Origin of the sequence: Sodalis sp. RH16, from assembly GCF_047324245.1 — a bacterium.
GTDB classification, from domain to species: Bacteria; Pseudomonadota; Gammaproteobacteria; order Enterobacterales; family Enterobacteriaceae; genus Acerihabitans; species Acerihabitans ligni.
Window position 1 is genome coordinate 3,951,257 of the sequence record NZ_CP178737.1, and the last position, 18,564, is coordinate 3,969,820.

Consider the following 18,564-nt stretch of genomic DNA (forward strand, 5'->3'; position numbering starts at 1 on the left):
TGTCTCCTTAAAAGGGGTTAGGAAGCCTTGCGTTCGAAGGGGCTTTTCCAGCCCAGCCGCCGGGAAATATCTTTGGCGCAGGCAATGGCTTTGCCGGCCAGCAGATCGCGGTTATCCGTCGTGATTTGTTGGCCGGTTCCCACCACCGAGATGGCGGCGGCCAATTCATTGCGGGCATTGAATACCGGCGCGGCCACGCAGCGTACATCGGCGTAATCCTCACCGTTGTCAAAGCTCCATCCCTGGCGGCGGATGCCGTCCAGCTCTTTTTTGAGGGCGGCCAGGGTAATAATCGTGCTGGGGGTTTTGCTGATGAACCGGATATTATTCATGATCTTCTGCTGCTGGCGCTCGTCCTGCCAGGCCAGCAAACATTTGCCTATTCCGGAGCGATACAGGGAGAGACTTTTGCCTTCATGGGACCGGACGCTAATGGTGGAAGTAGATTCTATTTTTAAAATATAATAGGCATTCTGATCGTCGATAATACCCAGATGGCATAATAATCCGGTATCTTCCATTAATTCCGTCAGCCGCTGTTTGGCGATATCCCGTAAATCCATTTTGCCTAGCGCCTGCTCGGACAATTCCACCAATTTAGTCCACAGGCAATAATTATCACGAACATCAAGCGTAATAAAACGCTGCCTTTTTAATTCAGCCAATATTAAATACGTGGTGCTTTTAGGCAGTCCCAGCTCGGCGATAATATCGGCGGCGGAGCAGGGGCCGCGCCGGGCAATAACATTCAGGATATCAATGGCGCGTGTCAACGCCGGGACTTTGCTGTTTTCCATTATGCTGGACTCCGGTCTTGTGTAATGGAATCAGTGTTGTCTTGCGGGGGGTTAAATTATGTGAGCAATATCAAAAATGGCTATTTCGGCAGAATAATGGGACGGTCACAGATCAATTCTGTGAGATTACGCACGGCTTTTTAAGCAGCGAGTACAATGGGCTGTACTGAACCGCCGGTTCAAATCCGTTAATCATATAAGCCCTCCCGATCCACCGCACAGTAGTTTTTACGACCACGGATCCGGCGTACGGAGTCCCTGATTATCAGCGTGCCGTTCAGCAATAGGCTACCCACCGGGGCGTCAGGCCGTAGCAGTCGCTGCTGGAGCATTCTGACGGCCTCTGCGCCCAGCTCGTCCCGCGGCACATGCACTGAGGTAAGGGGAATATCATGGATGGCGGCGAGGTTGAAACCGTCCATGCTCATCACTGATACATCCTGGGGCACGCGTAAGCCGGCCTTCTGCAACGCATTCATCGCCCCTACCGCCATAAAGTCCCCGCCGGCGAGGATAGCGCTCGGCCGCTCCGAAGGCGGGCAGGACGACAAAAAGGCGCTCATCAGGCGCTCGGATTCCGCGGCGCCGAAACCTTGCGCTATAAGCTGATGCCGTTCTTCGCTGAAAGCGAGATTGCGCATGTTCCAGGCCTCCCGCACACCGTACATTCGCAGTTCCATGGTGTAGCGTCGCAGGCAATGCAGCGTCAGGATATTGCAATGCCCCTGCTCGAACAGATAATTTATTGAAAATTCGCCGATGAGCTGATGATGGGGCGAAACCGAGGGCAGCCTCATACGGCGGTCACGACAGTTAATCAGCACGCAGGGCTTATGCAGCTCGGCCGCTAAGGTATGTATTCTGGGGTCGTCAATGCCGATAATCAGCGCGGCCTCGGTTTCCGGCAGGCTCATTTTTTCCAGAAACAGCGCGGCGTCGCTGTCGTTTTCCTCCAGTCCGCAATAGCGCAATCGTACCTCGTGCTGCGTCAGCGCCTGGCTGATGCCCTGGATGACCTTGTAATAAAAAATATCGGTGCGCACGTCGAAGGCGCGGGGCGGAGCAAAGACCAGCAATCCGTTCAGCAGCAGCCGGCCGTTCGACAGTTCGTTCATCACGCCTTTTTGGCGGGCGGCCGCCAATACCCGACTGCGCGCCGTGGCGCTGGTATTGGCCTTTCCCGCCAAAACCCGTGAAACGGTGCTGATGGAAAGCCCCGTTTCACGGGCCAGGGCGGTGATATTTAATTTTTCTTTCATTTTGTGATCTTCATCATATTTGCCCATGCAAAAATTTTCATGAGCTTATTTGCCGTTTTTTAGCAGGCCCGCGGGGAAATAGAACGCTTTATTTATTATGTCATGAAAATTTTTGCAAAAAACGGCATAGACTCGCATTTTTGGCTCTTTTACTGTCGGGATGATAGCCAACCGATACGTAGAGGAAGTCATGAGTCTCGTTAATCATTCCAAAGCGGTAACCCAGGCAGGTAAACGGGCGGTAAAACATTTACGCTGGTGGATGCTGGCCTTATTTCTGCTCGGGGTTACCGTTAATTACATCACGCGTAATGCCCTGGGAATACTTGCTCCTGAATTAAAAAATTCCCTGCATATGACCACCGAGCAATATTCGTGGATCGTTGCCGCTTTTCAATTGGCCTACACCATTTTTCAGCCGTTTTGCGGCTGGCTCATTGATGTGATCGGCCTGAAATTGGGTTTTTTGATTTGTGCTGTAATTTGGGCGTTGATGTGTTTGCTGCATGCCGGAGCCGGCAGTTGGATTCAACTGGCGGTGCTGCGCTTTTTTATGGGGGCGTCGGAAGCAGCGGCCACTCCCGCCAATGCCAAGGCCATCGGCGACTGGTTTCCGAAAAACGAGCGCCCGGTGGCGGCGGGTTGGGCCGGCGTCGGGTTTTCCATCGGGGCTATGCTGGCGCCGCCGATTATCTATGCCGCCCACGCCTCTTTCGGCTGGCACGGCGCTTTCTTCCTGTCGGGCTGTCTGGCCCTGCTGTGGGTGGGGCTTTGGTGGTGGCTGTATCAATCGCCGGCCACGCATCCTAACCTGACCGAAAGCGAGCGCGCCTTCATCCTGCAGGATAACGATCCCGTCCCCGTCAGGCAGCCGTTTTGGCGGTCAATGAAAAATATCTCAAAGGACAGACGTTTCTACGGCATCGCCATTCCCGCGTTTCTGGCGGAACCCGCCTGGGGGGTCTTGAGCTTCTGGGTGCCGCTCTACCTGGCGAACGAACGGGGCATGGATCTCAAACAAATTGCCCTGTTTGCCTGGATGCCGTTTCTCGCCGCCGATTTAGGCAGTATCGCCAGCGGTTATCTCACCCATCTCTATATCCGTTTATTTGGCTGCACCCGCATTAATTCGGTGGTGGCCAGCTCAATGACCGGCGCGTTTCTGATGTTGTCGCTGGCGTTGATGACGCTGGTGCAAACCCCTTGGCTGGCTATTTTGCTTATCTCGGTGGGCGGTTTCGGCCATCAGGTTATCTCCTGCATGCTCAGCGCGCTGGTGGTGGAAACGTTCGACAAGGGACAAATGGCGACGGTAAACGGCATGCGGGGTTCATGCGCCTGGGTGGCCAGTTTCGCCTTTTCCCTGATTATCGGCGTTACCGCCGATACCTTCGGTTTTAAACCGCTTTTTATTGCCATGGGCTTTTTTGACCTGATTGGCGCTATTTTTCTGGTGATGTTTATTGCGCAGCGCCGCGCCGGCGTGCCGGCCTGACGTAAAAGGAACAAAATGACATGAAAACATTGAAGAACTGGATACTGTCGCGGCAAACCGATGCGTTCGTTGAGCTTAAGGTGGACTTTCTGCATATTTTTCGCCTGTATGTGCTGGAAAACGGCCTGTTCCGGGTGTTGATCAAACGGCAGGGCACGCTGGCGCTGGATCGCACCTGGAGTATCGCGCCAAAGCAGGACGTCCCCTGGGAAGGACGCGAGCGCGAATATGTCGGCGATTTCTCCCGGCCGGGCTATCAGCTTGAGCAGGACGGCGATACGCTGCGCGTTTGTACCCAGACCCTCAGGGTGACGGTACATCAGCCGCTATGGCTGGAATGGGAATACCGCCTGCAGGACCGGTGGATGCCGCTGGCCGCCGATCGTCCCACCGGGGCCTATCTGCTCAATGCCCACGGCGACGGCATTGAACATTACCAGCGGCGCCATGGGCAGGAACGTTATTACGGACTGGGAGAAAAGGCCGGCGACCTCAATCGCCTCGGCAGGCGTTATGAAATGCGCAATCTGGATGCCATGGGCTATAACGCCGCCTCAACCGATCCTCTGTACAAGCATATCCCTTTCACCATCACCCAGCGCAGCGATGCCAGTTTCGGGGTTTTCTACGATAACCTCAGCAGCAGCTGGTTTGATTTGGGCAATGAACTGGATAATTACCATCCGGCTTACCGCCGCTATCGCGCCGAGGCGGGGGATCTTGACTATTACCTGTTCCTTGGCCCGCGCGTGCTGGATGTCACCAAGGCATTCGTGCGGCTGACCGGTAAAACCCTGTTTGGTCCGAAATGGAGCCTCGGTTACAGCGGGTCCACCATGCATTATACCGACGCGCCGGATGCCCAGCGGCAACTGATGAAATTTATCGCGCTGTGCCGGGAACACGCTATCCCCTGTGATTCGTTTCAGCTTTCCTCCGGCTATACCTCTATTAATGACAAGCGTTATGTCTTCAATTGGAACCTTGAAAAATTTCCCCGGCCCCGGGATATGACCCGTGCGTTCCATCAGGCGGGGCTGAAACTGGCGGCCAATATCAAACCCTGCCTGCTGCTGGATCATCCGCAGTACGACGAAGCGGCGGCGCAAGGGCTGTTTATCCGCGATTCGCAGTCTGACGGCCCGGCGCGCTCGGTTTTCTGGGATGACGAGGGGGCCAGCCTGGATTTTACCAATCCCGACACGGTCGCCTGGTGGCAAAAAAATGTCCGGCAACAGCTGCTGGACATGGGCATCGATGCTACGTGGAATGACAACAACGAGTATGAACTGTGGGACGGGGAAGCCCGCTGCCATGGATTTGGCCGGGAAATCGCCATCAAGCACATCCGGCCGGTGATGCCGCTGCTGATGATGCGGGCGTCGTTTGAGGCACAGCTGCGGTTCGCGCCGGATAAACGGCCCTATTTGATCTCCCGTTCCGGCTGTGGGGGAATGCAGCGCTATGTACAGACCTGGAGCGGAGATAATCGCACCAGCTGGCAAACCCTGCGTTTCAATACCCGCATGGGCATCGGGATGAGCCTGTCCGGGTTATATAACGTCGGTCACGACGTCGGCGGTTTTTCCGGCGAACGGCCGGATGCGGAGCTGTTCGTCCGCTGGGTGCAAAACGGCGTGATGCACCCGCGCTTTACCATTCACTCCTGGAACGATGACGGCACCGTCAACGAACCCTGGATGTATCCGGCGGCCACCCCGGCGGTACGCGAAGCCATTCGCTTGCGCTACCGGTTGATGCCATATCTTTATACCCTGTTCTGGCTGGCCTGCAGTGAAGATGAGCCGATGCTGCGCCCGACGTTTCTCGATCATGAACAGGATGAACGTACCTTTGCGGAAACCGACGATTTCATGCTGGGGCGAGACCTGCTGGTGGCAAGCGTTGTCGATCCGGGGGCGCGTCGGCGCAGGGTCTACCTGCCCGACAATCAGTGCGGCTGGTACGATTGGCATAGCGGACAGTACTTCACCGGCGGGCAGGAGATTGTGCTGGATGCCCCCCTTGAACGCCTGCCGCTGCTGGTGCGGGCCGGCGCGGCGATTCCCCTTTCCGGCCATTATCACTGCCAGGACAGCGCGGCGGATGACCGGCGCCGGCTGGCGCTTTTCCCCCTGTCGGGCATCGGCTCAGGTACCGGGCTGCTGTATGAGGATGACGGAGAGAGCTTCGGCTGGCGGGACGGGCATGCCCTTTGCCTGCGCTGGGAAATGCACAGCAAGGCTGACCGGATAGATATCCGTTTCCAGCAAGAGGGAGATTACCGCCCGGCCTGGGATGTCTTGACGCTTCAACTGCCCGCCGGCGAGGATCGCCCTCTTTATATCAACGGCACGCGGACCACAACATATCGCCTTGGCTGAGGGGGCATTGTCGGCTATTTTATAGGTAGGATTATCATTCTTCAGGCCGTTGGGCCGACAGAGGGGCGGGGGGGTTCAATGAAAAAACGGCCCGGTTTTCCAGTTATGCGCTGCAGCAACCCGTCCGGCCGGCGATGATATCCTTATCCCGCCGCCGGATGTTGCGCCTGGGGGCCGCATGGGCAGCCTGCGGCGTCCTGGGGGGCAGTGTTGTCTCCGTCGGCGCATCGGCCGCCGCCGGCGGGCAACCTTTACCCGGAGGAAAAACCATGCCGACCCGAATAATACCCTCTTCCGGCGAGGCGCTGCCGGTTATCGGCCTCGGTACTTATCGCGGTTTCGATGTCAGTCCCGGCGGCGCCGATTATGCCCGGCTTCCGGCGGTGCTGGATGCGCTGTTCGCCGCGGGCGGCACGGTTATCGACAGTTCCCCCATGTATGGTCTGGCGGAGCGCACGGTGGGGGCGCTATTAAGCGAACGGCACCCCCGCCCAGCGGCGTTTATCGCCACCAAGGTGTGGACCTCCGGCCGGGAGGCCGGTATCCGGCAGATGAATGATTCTTTCCGGTTGCTGCAAACCGACATCATTGATTTGATGCAGATTCACAATCTGCTGGATTGGCGGACGCACCTGCCGACGCTGCGCGACATGAAAGCGGCCGGCCGCATCCGCTATATCGGCGTCACGCATTATTCCTCCTCGGCCTACGATGCCCTTGAATCAGTGCTGAATACCACGCCTCTGGACTTCCTGCAGATCAATTATGCACTGGATGACCGCGCCGCCGAAAAGCGGCTGTTGCCGCTGGCCCGGGATAAAGGCGTGGCTGTCATCTGCAATACCCCCTTCGGCGGCGGAGGCCTGCTGCGCCGCCTGGCTTCAACGCCATTGCCCGGCTGGGCCGGGGAGGCGGGGGCCGTTTCATGGGCACAATTGGCGCTGAAATTTATATTGGCCAATCCGGCCATAACCTGTGGGATACCGGGTACCGGCAATCCGAAGAACATGGCGGAAAACGCGGCGGCGGCTTCCGGCCCGGCGCTCTCCCCGGCCCAATTGCGCGAGCTTATTGCGTTGGCCTGATTTCAGGGGCATCCCCGTATTCATTCAGCATCACCGAAAAAAGGATATCTTTGCACAAACACTTTCCCGTCAGTCTCTTCATAATATCCTCGTCTAGAGCATGTATGAACAATACGCGGCCCGCCGGCGCGCATTACGCCGCTTTTTTGCCTCTCAGCCCCCAGCCGGCGGCCAGGATAATGAACCAGAGCGGCGTGACCAGCAAGGCTTCCCGGGTATCTTCCTGGAGCGCCAGCAGGATCAGGACAAACACAAAAAACGCCATGCATACCCAGCACATCCCTTTACCCAGCGGCATTTTAAAGCGCGATTGCCGATGCCGTTCCGGGTATTTCCTACGATAAGCGAGGTAAGAGCAAAGGATAATGGTCCAGATGAACATAAACAGTATTGCCGACACCGTGGTCACCAGGGTGAAGACCGTCATGACGTTGGGAATCAGGTAAATCAGGGCCACGCCAGCTAACAGGCAAAGGCAGGAAAACATCAGACCGTTGGTGGGCACGGCGCGGCGCGACAGATGGGCAAAACGGCGATGGGCCGACCCCTGTTCCGCCAGGCCGTAGAGCATGCGGCTGGTGGAAAACATGCCGCTGTTGGCCGAAGAGGCCGCCGAGGTCAGCACGACAAAGTTCACCACGCCGGCGGCGGCAGGCAGCCCCGTCAACATGAACATGGACACAAACGGGCTATGATCCGGCGCGATGCTGTCCCAGGGCGTTACCGCCATAATGGCTATCAGCGCCAGCACATAAAACATAATGACGCGCAGAGGGATGGCGTTAATGGCGCGCGGCAATACCTTGTGCGGATCGCGGGTTTCCGCCGCGGTGGTTCCCACCAGCTCGATACCCACAAAGGCAAAAACCGCGATTTGGAAACCGGCAAAAAAGCCGCTGAGACCTTTAGGAAACAGACCGCCATGCCGCCAGAGATTGGACAGGGCCGCCGTATCGCCGGCATGTGAGGGATAATGCAGGGCCGCCAGCACGAAGCCGGCGACAATCAGGGCGACTATCGCCACGATTTTAATAATGGCAAACCAAAATTCCATTTCGCCAAACAGCCTGACGGTGGCGATATTCAAGGTAACAAACACCCCAACGCACAGCAGTGCGCTCATCCAGATTGAAAAATCGGGAAACCAGAACTGAAAATAGGCGCTGATGGCCACCACATCGGCGATGCCGGTGACTATCCAGCAAAACCAGTAGGTCCAGCCGGTAAAATAACCTGCCCAGGGGCCTAGCAAATCGGCGGCGAAATCGCTGAAAGATTTGTATTCAAGATTGGAAAGCAGCAGTTCCCCCATGGCGCGCATCACGAAAAACAGCATAAAGCCGATGATCAGATAGACGAAAATGATGGACGGGCCGGCCAGGCTGATGGTCTTGCCGGAACCCATAAAGAGTCCGGTGCCGATGGCGCCGCCGATGGCAATCAGCTGTATATGGCGATTATGGAGATTGCGCTGCAGTTTCTCCGGGCTCTGTTCAGCTAATAGATTTTCTGTTGATTGCTCAACCATATAGACTTATTCCTGTCGGTGATATTGTTTCGGCTCTGCTGGCCGATATCTGTGCGGCGCGAACGCCGGTAAGCCGGCATAAGATAGTGGAATAATAGCTTTAGGGGGTAATTATTTTTAACCGGCCGAATGAAAACGGACAGTACGGACCGCACGGGAAATATATCCGCGTGATGCCCGAGGAAAGGGTTCAGGCAGCGCTAGCCTAATAAAAAGGATGCCGCGCGCGCCGTTGCGTCAACAATGCCGCCTGTTGCTGAACGACCTCCCAAATCACTTCCCCGGCGGGTGATAACGTTCGGTTTTTACGCCGGGCCAACATGAGCGAACGATTGATTTCCGGTTGCAGCGCCCGGACCACCAGGGAACTGCCCGCCGGCAGCGGCAGGGCCAGCGCCGGTACGATACTGATGCCGATACCTGCTTCCACCATGGGAAACAGCGTGGCGGGATGGCCTATCTCCTGCACTATCTCGGCGTTGATGCCCTGTTGCCTGAGGGCTTCATCCAGCAGGGCGCGGCTGCCGGAGGCATAATCCTGTAAGACCAGACGGCAGCCGTTCAGGGATTGCCAGGAGACCTGCTTTTGCTCGGCAAACGGGTGATCGCTGCGGCATAAAAGCAAAAAAGGTTCCAGCAACACCGGCTGACAATATAAGTCCGCGGTTTGGATCGGGTCGATGACAATACCAAAGTCCACTTCGGCATTGCGGATACTCTCCAGCACCCACTGCTGAGGCCGGTCTCGTAACCGCACCTTGATGCCGGGGTACAGCTTCTCGCTCACCGACAGGCACTGCGGCATCAGATGGGCGGAGATGGTCGGGCTTGCCGCGACATGGACCTTACCGCTGCGCTGCTGCCCATAATGCCGGGCGTCTTGCAAGGTGGTGTTCAATTCATCCAATGCGCGTTCCAGGCGACTGACCAGACGCTGTCCGGCTTCGGTCAACACCACTTCTCGGGTGGTGCGATCGAGTAACGTGACTCCCACCTCTTTTTCCAGTTCTTTAATGCTATGGCTTACCGCCGACTGGCTCAGACCAATGGTTTCGCCCGCGCGGCTGAAGCTGCCGTGGCGGGCAATGGCGACAAAAACGCGCAGCTGACGTAGAGAATAGTTCATGCATAAAATTCATAAGTAGATTAGATAAATCAATTTTATTTCTTAAAGCAGCTTAAGCACAATAGCTTATGCTTTTTTTTTCGACAGGATTTTTGATGAAACTGCCCGATTATTTAGATCCCATGACGCTGTCCCTGGTCTGCACCGTGCTGCTTGCCTCGATATTTCCCGCCCGCGGCGATTTGGTGGAGTTCTTTCAGGCATTGACCACCGCCGCCATCGCGCTGCTGTTTTTCATGCACGGCGCTAAACTTTCCCGAGAAGCCATCATCGTCGGCAGTTCGCACTGGCGTCTGCATTTATGGATCATGGGCAGCACCTTTGTCATGTTTCCTCTGTTGGGGCTGCTCTTTAGCTGGTGGCGACCGGTACCGATGAGCCGGGAAATATATGATGGTTTTCTTTATCTGGCCATTTTGCCGGCCACCGTGCAGTCAGCCATAGCATTTACCTCCCTGGCCGGCGGCAATGTCGCGGCGGCGGTATGCAGCGCATCGGCTTCCAGCCTGCTCGGCGTGTTCATCTCTCCGTTACTGGTGGGTTTGGTCATGCATGTCCACGGCGCCGGCGGCAATTTCCATGAGTTCGGCAGCATAATGCTGCAGCTGTTGGCGCCTTTTGTCGCCGGCCATCTGATGCGCCCCTGGATTGCCGGCTGGTTGGGACGTCATAAAAACATCGTCGGGAAAACCGATCGGGCTTCGATTCTGCTGGTGGTCTACTCGGCATTCAGCGAAGCGGTAACGCATGGTATATGGCATCGCGTCAGTTCGGGCGCACTGGCGTTGATTCTGGCGTCATGCCTGGGTTTTCTGGCGATCATCATGATTTTCAATGTCTGGTGCGCCAGGCGTTTGGGGTTTAACCGGGAAGATGAAATTACCATATTATTCTGCGGTTCAAAAAAGAGTCTGGCCAATGGCATACCTATGGCGAACATACTTTTCCCGGCCGCAAGCGTAGGCGTAATGGTATTGCCTTTGATGATATTCCATCAGGTTCAGTTAATGCTGTGCGCTGTATTAGCAAGAAGATATAAAAATAAAGCGAAACAGGTATTGGCCACGGGTACGAAACACCCGGCGCGCGTAAACCGATAATGAAGGAATAGGTGTGATGGAAATTGTCATACAATAAGAAAACGATATGATAAATGTCTGCTGATATATGCTATAGATTGCGGAATTAAGAGCGTGTTTTAAACGGTGTAGTGTTTTTTTATATATAATCATCGACCTTTTCAACGAGAGAGCCCCAAGAATGTTAAAATAACTGCACTATGTTGTTTTTCCTATGCACTTAATTAGGGCAGGTTTCTGACCAGACAATAACGTATTATTACTCCGCCCATGGATTCAATGCTATTACATTGTTATAAAAGGAATAATTATTTTAATAAATTCTTTTTTTGTGGTACGTTTTATGCTTATTTGTGTAAAGTTATGAAAGACGTTTAAAGCGTCTGTTTGCACCGATACTATTAATCAAAGCGTTCATCCCTTTTTTATCATTTTTTTATTATTTGCTGGCGTTATTTCAATAAGCTGCTTTTTTTCAGATAACGTACAGAAATAAGATAGCCGGCGCAGTTCGTGAGATGGATATCAAAACTGCCACATGTAAATACTATTTCAGAACCAGGTAATTGGCGAATAACGTTGTTATCTGGTCAATGCAGGCCAGTCTTGAATAACGAACAGGAAATGCTCATGACAGCTTCAATGTGTCAGGAATCCATGGTTTTAAATGTCGACAACCTCCAAGTTCAGTTTAGCCATGCGCCAATGCCGGTGCTGGATAATATATCTCTGGCTATCAAGAGCGGGCAAACACTTGCGGTGGTGGGAGAGTCTGGCTGCGGTAAAAGTATTACCTCGCTGGCGTTAATGGGATTATTACCGCCCAACGCCAAGGTCATCACCGGCAACCTGGAATTGGACGGCACGGATCTGACCCAACTTTCCGAACGTGAGTTCGCCGATTTCAGGGGGCGGCAGGTTGCCATGATATTCCAGGAACCCATGACGTCCCTTAATCCGTCATTTACCCTTGGCAATCAGCTTATGGAGGCGGCCTTGCGCCATCAGGCGCTCACCGGCCCGCAGGCAAAAGCGTTGGCATTGGACATGTTGAAAAAAGTCCAGATCCCCGATCCGTTAGCGCGTATGGGCAATTATCCTCATCAGCTCTCCGGAGGAATGCGCCAGCGGATCATGATTGCCATGGCGCTGATCAACGGCCCCCGTCTGCTCATTGCCGATGAACCCACCACCGCGCTGGATGTCACCATCCAGGCGCAGATTCTGCAGCTGTTACGCCAATTACAGCGGGATACCGGTAGCGCAATATTATTGATTACCCATGATCTGGGTGTCGTAGCACAGATGGCCCATCATGTCGCGGTGATGTATGCCGGACAGATTGTCGAGCAGGGGGCTGTCCTGGAGATTTTCAACGATCCTCAGCATCCTTATACCATCGGTTTGATGGGTTCCATCCCCATGCTCTCCGCCCACGGGGGAAAGCTGTCCACCATTCCCGGCACTGTGCCCCAGCTCCATGAGATGCCAGCCGGCTGCCGTTTCGCCACCCGCTGCCCCTTTGCGGATCATCATTGCCGCCATCACCGCCCGCAGCTGGAAAATCTGACCCCTGAACATCAGGTGGCGTGTTTCAAAGCCCCGCTGGAAGAAAACATATCGGCGGAGGTTGCACAATGAATAGTCCACATCCGCCGTTGCTGGAGGCTTTGTCGTTAACCAAACGCTTCAACGCCGCCAAAACGCTGTTTCGCACTTCATCCGGCGTGCTGGCCGTGGATCGGGTGTCACTGAACGTATTCCCGGGGGAAACGCTGGCAATAGTGGGTGAGTCCGGATCGGGAAAATCCACGCTGGGCCGTCTGCTGTTGGGGTTACTCCCCGCCAGCGAGGGCGAGGTCTGGTATCAGGGCCGCAATATCTGTGCCTTGAAAAAAAAGCCGCTCAACCAGCTCAGGCGCGAATTGCAGATTATTTTCCAGGATCCCTTCGCCTCCCTTAATCCGCGCATGACGGTAGGGGAGATTATCGGCGAACCGATCTGGCTGCATGAAAACGTCGGACAGGAGGAACGGCGGCAACGGGTCAGGGAATTATTGGACACGGTGGGTTTGCCCGCGGTGTTTGAAGACCGGTATCCCCATGAATTTTCCGGCGGCCAGCGACAGCGCATCGGCATCGCGCGCGCGCTGGCCTGCGGTCCCAAACTGCTTTTGGGCGACGAGCCGGTTTCGGCGCTGGATGTTTCGGTGCAGGCCCAGGTGATTAATCTGCTGGCAAAACTTAAACAGCAGTTTGGACTGACCATGATTATCGTCGCCCATGGATTGGCGGTTGTTCGTCATATGAGCGATCGCACCGCGGTCATGTACCTGGGACAAATCATTGAATCGGCCCCCACCGGCGCGTTGTTCGACAGCCCGCTGCATCCTTATACCCAGGCGCTGATACGTTCCGCGCCCGGGCTTGCCCCGGGAGGACAGCGCGACCTGCCGATAGAGACGGGGGAGTTGCCGGGCCCCGGCTCCGTGCCCCAGGGCTGCCGGTATCACACCCGCTGTCCCCATGTCCGCGACGTTTGCCGCAACTGGGAACCGGTATTGACGCCGGTAGGTGAGGGCCGCCAGGTCTCATGCCATCGTTGGCGGGAATTGCAGCAGCCGGGGACTATCGTGGCCGCCCCCTTATCCGAGGCTTTTTTAAGACGCCATAAGCTTTTTGAACGCCAGATTTCCATTAACAACAGTCAATCCTAAAGGTAAATTCCCGATGAAAATATGTGCCCGGTTTTTTCTTGGTCTTAGTGGTTTGATTTTGCTCGGCGCGAGCGGCATTGCCCAGGCGGAAACCATGCTTCGGGTAGGTCTTAGCAGCGATCCCGATCAGCTCGACCCGGCAACGTCGCGCTCCTATACCGGCAGATTCGTCTTTAATGCGCTGTGCGATCGGCTGGTGGATATCGATGCGCATCTGGATATCGTCCCGGGCCTGGCGACCCAATGGTCCTGGAGCGCGGATAATAAAGCGCTGACCCTGCGTTTGCGTCAGGGCGTGGTGTTCCATGACGGCGAAAAATTCGATGCCGCCGCCGTCAAATATAATATCGAACGGGATCTCACCTTGCCGGGGTCAACCCGTAAAAGCGAAATTTCTTCCGTCAGTTCGGTGGAGGTGGTGGATCCCTATACCGTTGTCTTGCATCTTAAGAATCCCGACGCGGCGCTGTTATCCCAGTTAACCGATCGTGCCGGCGCCATGCTGGCCCCCGGCGCCACGGCCAAAGGAAATGTCGCCGCCCACCCGGTATGTTCAGGACCCTATCAATTCGACAGTCGGGTGCAGCAGGATCGCATAGTACTGACAAAGTTTAATCAGTACTGGAACCCCAAACCTTATCATTTTGACCGGGTTGTCTTTCTACCGGTCCCCGACGCTTCCGTGCGGCTGGCCAACTTGCGCGCCGGCGACCTGGATCTCATTGATTGGGTCTCGGCCAGCGATGTGGGCACGGTGACGTCTGACAGCCACCTGACCCTGGCCAAACCCACGCCGCTGGGATACATGAGCGTGGTGTTCAATATCGGCAATGGCCAAAACAAACCCACCAGTCCGCTGGCCGCCGACGCGCGCGTCAGGCAGGCTTTTTCGTTGGGCATCGATCGGCAGGCCCTCAATCAAGTGGTTTTTGCCGGGCAGTACACGCCGGCAAACCAGCCCTTTACCGATGCCAGTCCCTATCATGTACCGCTGCCGATTCCGTCCCGTGATGTGGCTAAGGCCAAGGCATTATTGGCCTCGGCGGGGGTGACCTCGCCGCTGCATGTCACCATGGTGGTGCCGAACGAACCCGTGGCCCAGCAAGTCGCCCAGGTTATCCAGTCCATGGAGGCCGAAGCGGGTTTTGATGTCAGCCTGCAGATGACGGAGCATGCCACGCTGCTGAGCCGGCTTTCCTCCGGCGACTTCCAGCTGGCGCTGTCTTCCTGGTCCGGACGCCCGGATCCGGACGGCGATATCTATTCGTTTATTTCAAGCCACGGCGCCTTGAACGACGGCCGCTATAGCAACGAACAGGTGGACAAATGGCTGCTGGCGGCCCGGCAAATCAATAACCAGGACCAGCGAAAAGCGCTGTACACCAACGTGGTTCGGCAACTGCAAATCGACATGCCGGTGGCCTATCTCTATTTTGAACCGCGCATATTTGCCATCAGCGCCAAGGTGAAGGGATTCGTTCCTTATCCCGATGCCTTATTGCGACTGGCGGATGTGACCCTGAGTCAATGAGTGCAGCGAATCACGGGCGTACTGCCGAGGATACCTTATGTTAGAGATCATTTGTAAACGCCTGATCCTGGCGATACCGACACTGTTGCTGGTCACCGTGATGGCCTTTTGCCTGCAAAAATTGCTGCCCGGCGACCCGGTGCTGGCCATGGCCGGCGAGGAGCGGGATCCCCAGGTTATTCAGGCGTTGCGGACGAAATACCATCTGGACGATCCTCTCCCGGTGCAATATTACCGTTGGCTTACCAGTGCGGTTCGGGGAGATTTGGGCAGTTCGCTGCGTAATCAGGAGCCGGTGCTGAGCCTGATTGCCAGCAAATTGCCCGTCACGCTGGAGTTATCGGTGTTGTCGCTGCTGATCGCGATGATTATCGGCATTTCCACCGGCATTTTGGCCGCGGTGCGCAAGGGGAGCTGGCTGGATCATGGGATGAACGCGCTCTCTCTCACCGGTATATCCATTCCGCATTTCTGGCTAGGTATGCTGATGATCCTGCTGTTTGCCGTGAAGCTACGCTGGCTGCCCGCCTCAGGCTATGTCCCGCCGTCGATGGATCTTGCGCAGAATCTCAGGACCCTATTGATGCCCTCGCTGGTATTGGGTTCCGGCCTGGGGGCGATTTTGATGCGCCACACCCGCGGGGCGATGCTTGGCGTGCTAAGGGCGGATTATATCCGCACCGCGAAAGCCAAGGGATTGCTGCCGCTGCGGATCGTACTGAAACATGCCTTGCGCAATGCATTGGTTCCCATCATCACCCTTTGTACCCTGCTGTTCGGGGAAATTCTGGGGGGGGCGGTACTGGCCGAACAGGTGTTTACCATTCCAGGATTCGGCAAACTCATCGTTGATGCGGTATTTAACCGGGATTACGCGGTCGTGCAGGGCGTGGTGATCGTGGTGGCGGTGGGCTTTATCCTGCTTAATTTATTGGCCGACCTGCTCAATATCGTCATCAATCCGCGCATGAGGAGGGCCTGACGTGAGCCAATTGACGACGGCCGTGGCTATTGGCCTGGGCAAGAAAAAGCGCCGTGGGCGGGTAGTTGATAAATTTTTCGCCAACAAAGGAGCCATCGTTGGGGCGGTAATCATCATGTGTTTCGTGCTGATGGCATTACTGGCGCCGCTGATTGCCCCTTTCGATCCGGTTAAAGCCGATTTCATGGCGATACGCAAGGCGCCGTCCCTTATCCACTGGCTCGGCACCGACGAACTGGGCCGGGATATTCTCTCCAGGGTAATCTGGGGGGCGCGATCCTCCCTGCTCGCCGGCTGTCTCTCCATAGCCCTGGCAATTGCCATCGGCGTGCCGCTGGGATTGATAGCCGGCTATTGGCAGGGATTTTATGACAGCGTGATCTCAAGGATTATTGATGCCCTGATGTCATGCCCCTTTTTGGTCTTGGCCATTGCCCTGGGCGCATTTCTCGGACCCAGCCTGGGAAATGTCATGATTGCCATCGGCGTGGCGGCAATGCCCATATTTGCCCGGCTGACACGCTCCCAGGTCATGGCTATCCGTAATGAGGAATATATCGAAGGCGCAAGGGCGATTGGCTTGCCGGATCGCTGGATCCTGGCGCGTTACGTTTTGCCGAACGTGTTGTCCCCCATACTGGTCCAGACCGCTCTGTCCATAGCCCACGCCATTATTACCGAAGCCAGCCTGTCATTCCTGGGGCTGGGGCAACAACCGCCGCAGCCGTCCTGGGGCGCGATGCTCAATTCGTCAAAAAGCTTTCTTGAACAGGCGCCATGGATGTCCATCGTACCGGGGGTGGCTATTTTCCTCGCGGTACAGGGCTTTAATTTACTGGGCGAGGGGCTGCGCGATGCTCTCGATCCCCGATCTGAATAAATCAGGATAATACGATGAAAGAAATTGATTTCAATATTGCCTATCCCTCTTACCGGCCGGCCATGATGGGCCGTAACGCCGTGGCGACATCTCAGCCGTTGGCCGCGCAGGCCGGGATGAGAATGCTGATGCAGGGGGGGAACGCCGTGGATGCGGCCATTGCCACCGCCATGGCGTTAACGGTGGTGGAGCCTACCGGCTGCGGTATCGGCAGCGACGCATTCGCCATGGTCTGGGACGGTAAGCAGCTGCACGCCCTGAATGCCTCGGGACGCTCACCGGCGGCCTGGAGCGAAGCCTATTTCGCCGGCCGAAGCGAGATGCCGATGCGGGGCTACGATTCGATAACCGTACCCGGCGTGGTGTCCGCCTGGGTGGAACTGGCGCGGCGCTTTGGTTCCCTGCCGCTGACCACGCTGGCCCAGCCGGCAATAGATTATGCGCAACAGGGGTTTCCCGTCTCGCCGCTGGTGAGTTTTCTATGGCACAAAAATCTGGCGGTGCTCAAAGACCAACCGGGATTCAGCGCCTGCTTCGCCCCTGATGGCCGTGCTCCCCGCGTCGGAGAATGCTTTAAAAATCCCGATCAGGCACGCTCGCTGTCGCTGATTGCCGAAAGTCAGGGTGAGGCCTTCTATCGTGGTGAACTGGCCGAAAAAACCGTCTCTTTTATCCGTCAGTGCGGCGGGGCCATGACGCTCGAGGACCTGAACAGCCACCGGACCGATTGGGTCAAACCGTTGTCCCGGGCCTTTGCCGGCGGTTCGGTACACGAACTGCCTCCCAACGGCCAGGGCATTGCCACGCTTATCGCCCTGGGTATCCTGGAGCAGCTGGATATCGGCCGGTACTCTCCCGATTCCATTGAGGTGCTGCACCTTTCCATTGAAGCCATGAAGCTGGCGCTGGCGGATCTGGATAACCATATCGCCGACATCGACCATATGCGGTTTCCCGCTGATATGCTGTTGAGCGATGAGTATCTCAGACAGCGGGCGGCGTTAATCGATCCCCGGCAGGCGGGGGATTTCAGCTACGGCACCCCCCGCGAGGGCGGTACGGTATATCTCGCCAGCGCCGACGGTAATGGCATGATGGTGTCTTATATTCAATCCAATTACAAAGGGTTCGGGTCGGGGCTCGTGGTGCCGGGAACCGGTATCAGCCTGCAGAACCGGGGCGCCGGTTTCGTACTGAAACCCGGCCACCCCAATTGCGTGGCGCCGGGCAAACGTCCATTGCATACCATCATCCCGGCGTTTGCCCTGGATGGAAACGGCCAACCGCTGATGTCCTTTGGCCTGATGGGCGGCCCGATGCAGGCGCAGGGCCATCTGCAGGTAGCCTTGAGGGTGATGCAATACAAACAGAATCCCCAGGCCGCCATCGACGCGCCGCGCTGGCGCATAGTCGGGGGCCGACGGGTGATGGTGGAAAATACCCTGGGCCGTAATCTGCTTACCGCGTTGCGCGCCCTCGGCCACCAGGTTGAAGTTGAGGACGCGCAGCTTAACCATCTGTTCGGCGGTTCGCAAATAATACAGCGACATCCCCAGGGGCATTACATCGCCGCCAGCGAATCCCGCAAGGACGGCCAGGCGCTGGTGTTCTGAACCGCGCTGGCCGAGGCCGCATCATAACCGGCCTAAGCTCCGGCCGATTGCCGCGCTGATACTGTGCCCTCGGGCATGACGGCTGTTC

The 18,564-nt window shown here is 56.3% G+C and carries 14 protein-coding genes; 10 read left to right on the forward strand and 4 right to left on the reverse strand.

Annotated elements, in window-relative coordinates; genetic code table 11:
- Positions 1-17: 17 nt before the first annotated feature.
- Together ACL2XJ_RS18170 and ACL2XJ_RS18175 are read right to left on the reverse strand one after the other, a co-directional pair.
- Positions 18-800: an IclR family transcriptional regulator gene (locus ACL2XJ_RS18170; RefSeq protein ID WP_413726914.1), complete on the reverse strand. Its 783-nt coding sequence runs from the start codon at positions 798-800 to the stop codon at positions 18-20.
- A 185-nt stretch (positions 801-985) separates the two neighbouring features.
- Positions 986-2,056 (reverse strand): LacI family DNA-binding transcriptional regulator, encoded by a 1,071-nt coding sequence (locus ACL2XJ_RS18175; RefSeq protein ID WP_413724020.1) that lies wholly within the window; start codon positions 2,054-2,056, stop codon positions 986-988.
- 190 nt (positions 2,057-2,246) lie between these two features.
- On the opposite strand from ACL2XJ_RS18175, the gene ACL2XJ_RS18180 reads away from it, so the two are divergent.
- The 3 genes from ACL2XJ_RS18180 (at position 2,247) to ACL2XJ_RS18190 (ending at position 7,020) form a co-directional block, all read left to right on the forward strand.
- Complete coding sequence (locus ACL2XJ_RS18180; protein ID WP_413724021.1) at positions 2,247-3,551, forward strand: MFS transporter; 1,305 nt, start codon at positions 2,247-2,249, stop codon at positions 3,549-3,551.
- A gap of 20 nt (positions 3,552-3,571) precedes the next feature.
- Complete coding sequence (locus ACL2XJ_RS18185; RefSeq protein ID WP_413724022.1) at positions 3,572-5,935, forward strand: TIM-barrel domain-containing protein; 2,364 nt, start codon at positions 3,572-3,574, stop codon at positions 5,933-5,935.
- Positions 5,936-6,069: 134 nt separating this feature from the next.
- Positions 6,070-7,020, forward strand: coding sequence for an aldo/keto reductase (locus ACL2XJ_RS18190; RefSeq protein ID WP_413724023.1), 951 nt, complete (start codon positions 6,070-6,072; stop codon positions 7,018-7,020).
- A 133-nt stretch (positions 7,021-7,153) separates the two neighbouring features.
- Here the strand turns inward: ACL2XJ_RS18190 and cycA are convergent, their stop codons facing one another.
- Positions 7,154-8,548 carry a D-serine/D-alanine/glycine transporter gene (gene cycA / locus ACL2XJ_RS18195; RefSeq protein ID WP_203521931.1) on the reverse strand — a complete coding sequence of 465 codons (1,395 nt, stop codon included), beginning with the start codon at positions 8,546-8,548 and terminating at the stop codon, positions 7,154-7,156.
- 205 nt (positions 8,549-8,753) lie between these two features.
- On the reverse strand, positions 8,754-9,674 hold the full coding sequence (locus ACL2XJ_RS18200; protein ID WP_413724024.1) for a LysR substrate-binding domain-containing protein: 921 nt from the start codon (positions 9,672-9,674) through the stop codon (positions 8,754-8,756).
- A gap of 95 nt (positions 9,675-9,769) precedes the next feature.
- On the opposite strand from ACL2XJ_RS18200, the gene ACL2XJ_RS18205 reads away from it, so the two are divergent.
- The 7 genes from ACL2XJ_RS18205 (at position 9,770) to ACL2XJ_RS18235 (ending at position 18,476) form a co-directional block, all read left to right on the forward strand.
- Positions 9,770-10,774 carry a bile acid:sodium symporter family protein gene (locus ACL2XJ_RS18205; RefSeq protein ID WP_413724025.1) on the forward strand — a complete coding sequence of 335 codons (1,005 nt, stop codon included), beginning with the start codon at positions 9,770-9,772 and terminating at the stop codon, positions 10,772-10,774.
- Positions 10,775-11,383: 609 nt separating this feature from the next.
- Entirely contained in the window at positions 11,384-12,394 is a 1,011-nt protein-coding gene (locus ACL2XJ_RS18210) for an ABC transporter ATP-binding protein (protein WP_203521928.1), read from the forward strand.
- Complete coding sequence (locus ACL2XJ_RS18215) at positions 12,391-13,470, forward strand: oligopeptide/dipeptide ABC transporter ATP-binding protein (RefSeq protein WP_203521927.1); 1,080 nt, start codon at positions 12,391-12,393, stop codon at positions 13,468-13,470. Before ACL2XJ_RS18210 ends, ACL2XJ_RS18215 begins: the two co-directional genes overlap by 4 nt.
- A gap of 13 nt (positions 13,471-13,483) precedes the next feature.
- Positions 13,484-15,001, forward strand: a complete 1,518-nt coding sequence (locus tag ACL2XJ_RS18220) for an ABC transporter substrate-binding protein (RefSeq protein WP_413724026.1) — start codon at positions 13,484-13,486, stop codon at positions 14,999-15,001.
- Positions 15,002-15,038: 37 nt separating this feature from the next.
- A complete protein-coding gene (locus ACL2XJ_RS18225) occupies positions 15,039-15,983 on the forward strand; it encodes an ABC transporter permease (RefSeq protein ID WP_413724027.1) in 945 nt (314 codons plus the stop codon).
- A 1-nt stretch (position 15,984) separates the two neighbouring features.
- Entirely contained in the window at positions 15,985-16,863 is an 879-nt protein-coding gene (locus tag ACL2XJ_RS18230; RefSeq protein WP_413724028.1) for an ABC transporter permease, read from the forward strand.
- A gap of 14 nt (positions 16,864-16,877) precedes the next feature.
- Positions 16,878-18,476 carry a gamma-glutamyltransferase family protein gene (locus ACL2XJ_RS18235; RefSeq protein ID WP_413724029.1) on the forward strand — a complete coding sequence of 533 codons (1,599 nt, stop codon included), beginning with the start codon at positions 16,878-16,880 and terminating at the stop codon, positions 18,474-18,476.
- The last annotated feature ends 88 nt before the right edge of the window (positions 18,477-18,564 follow it).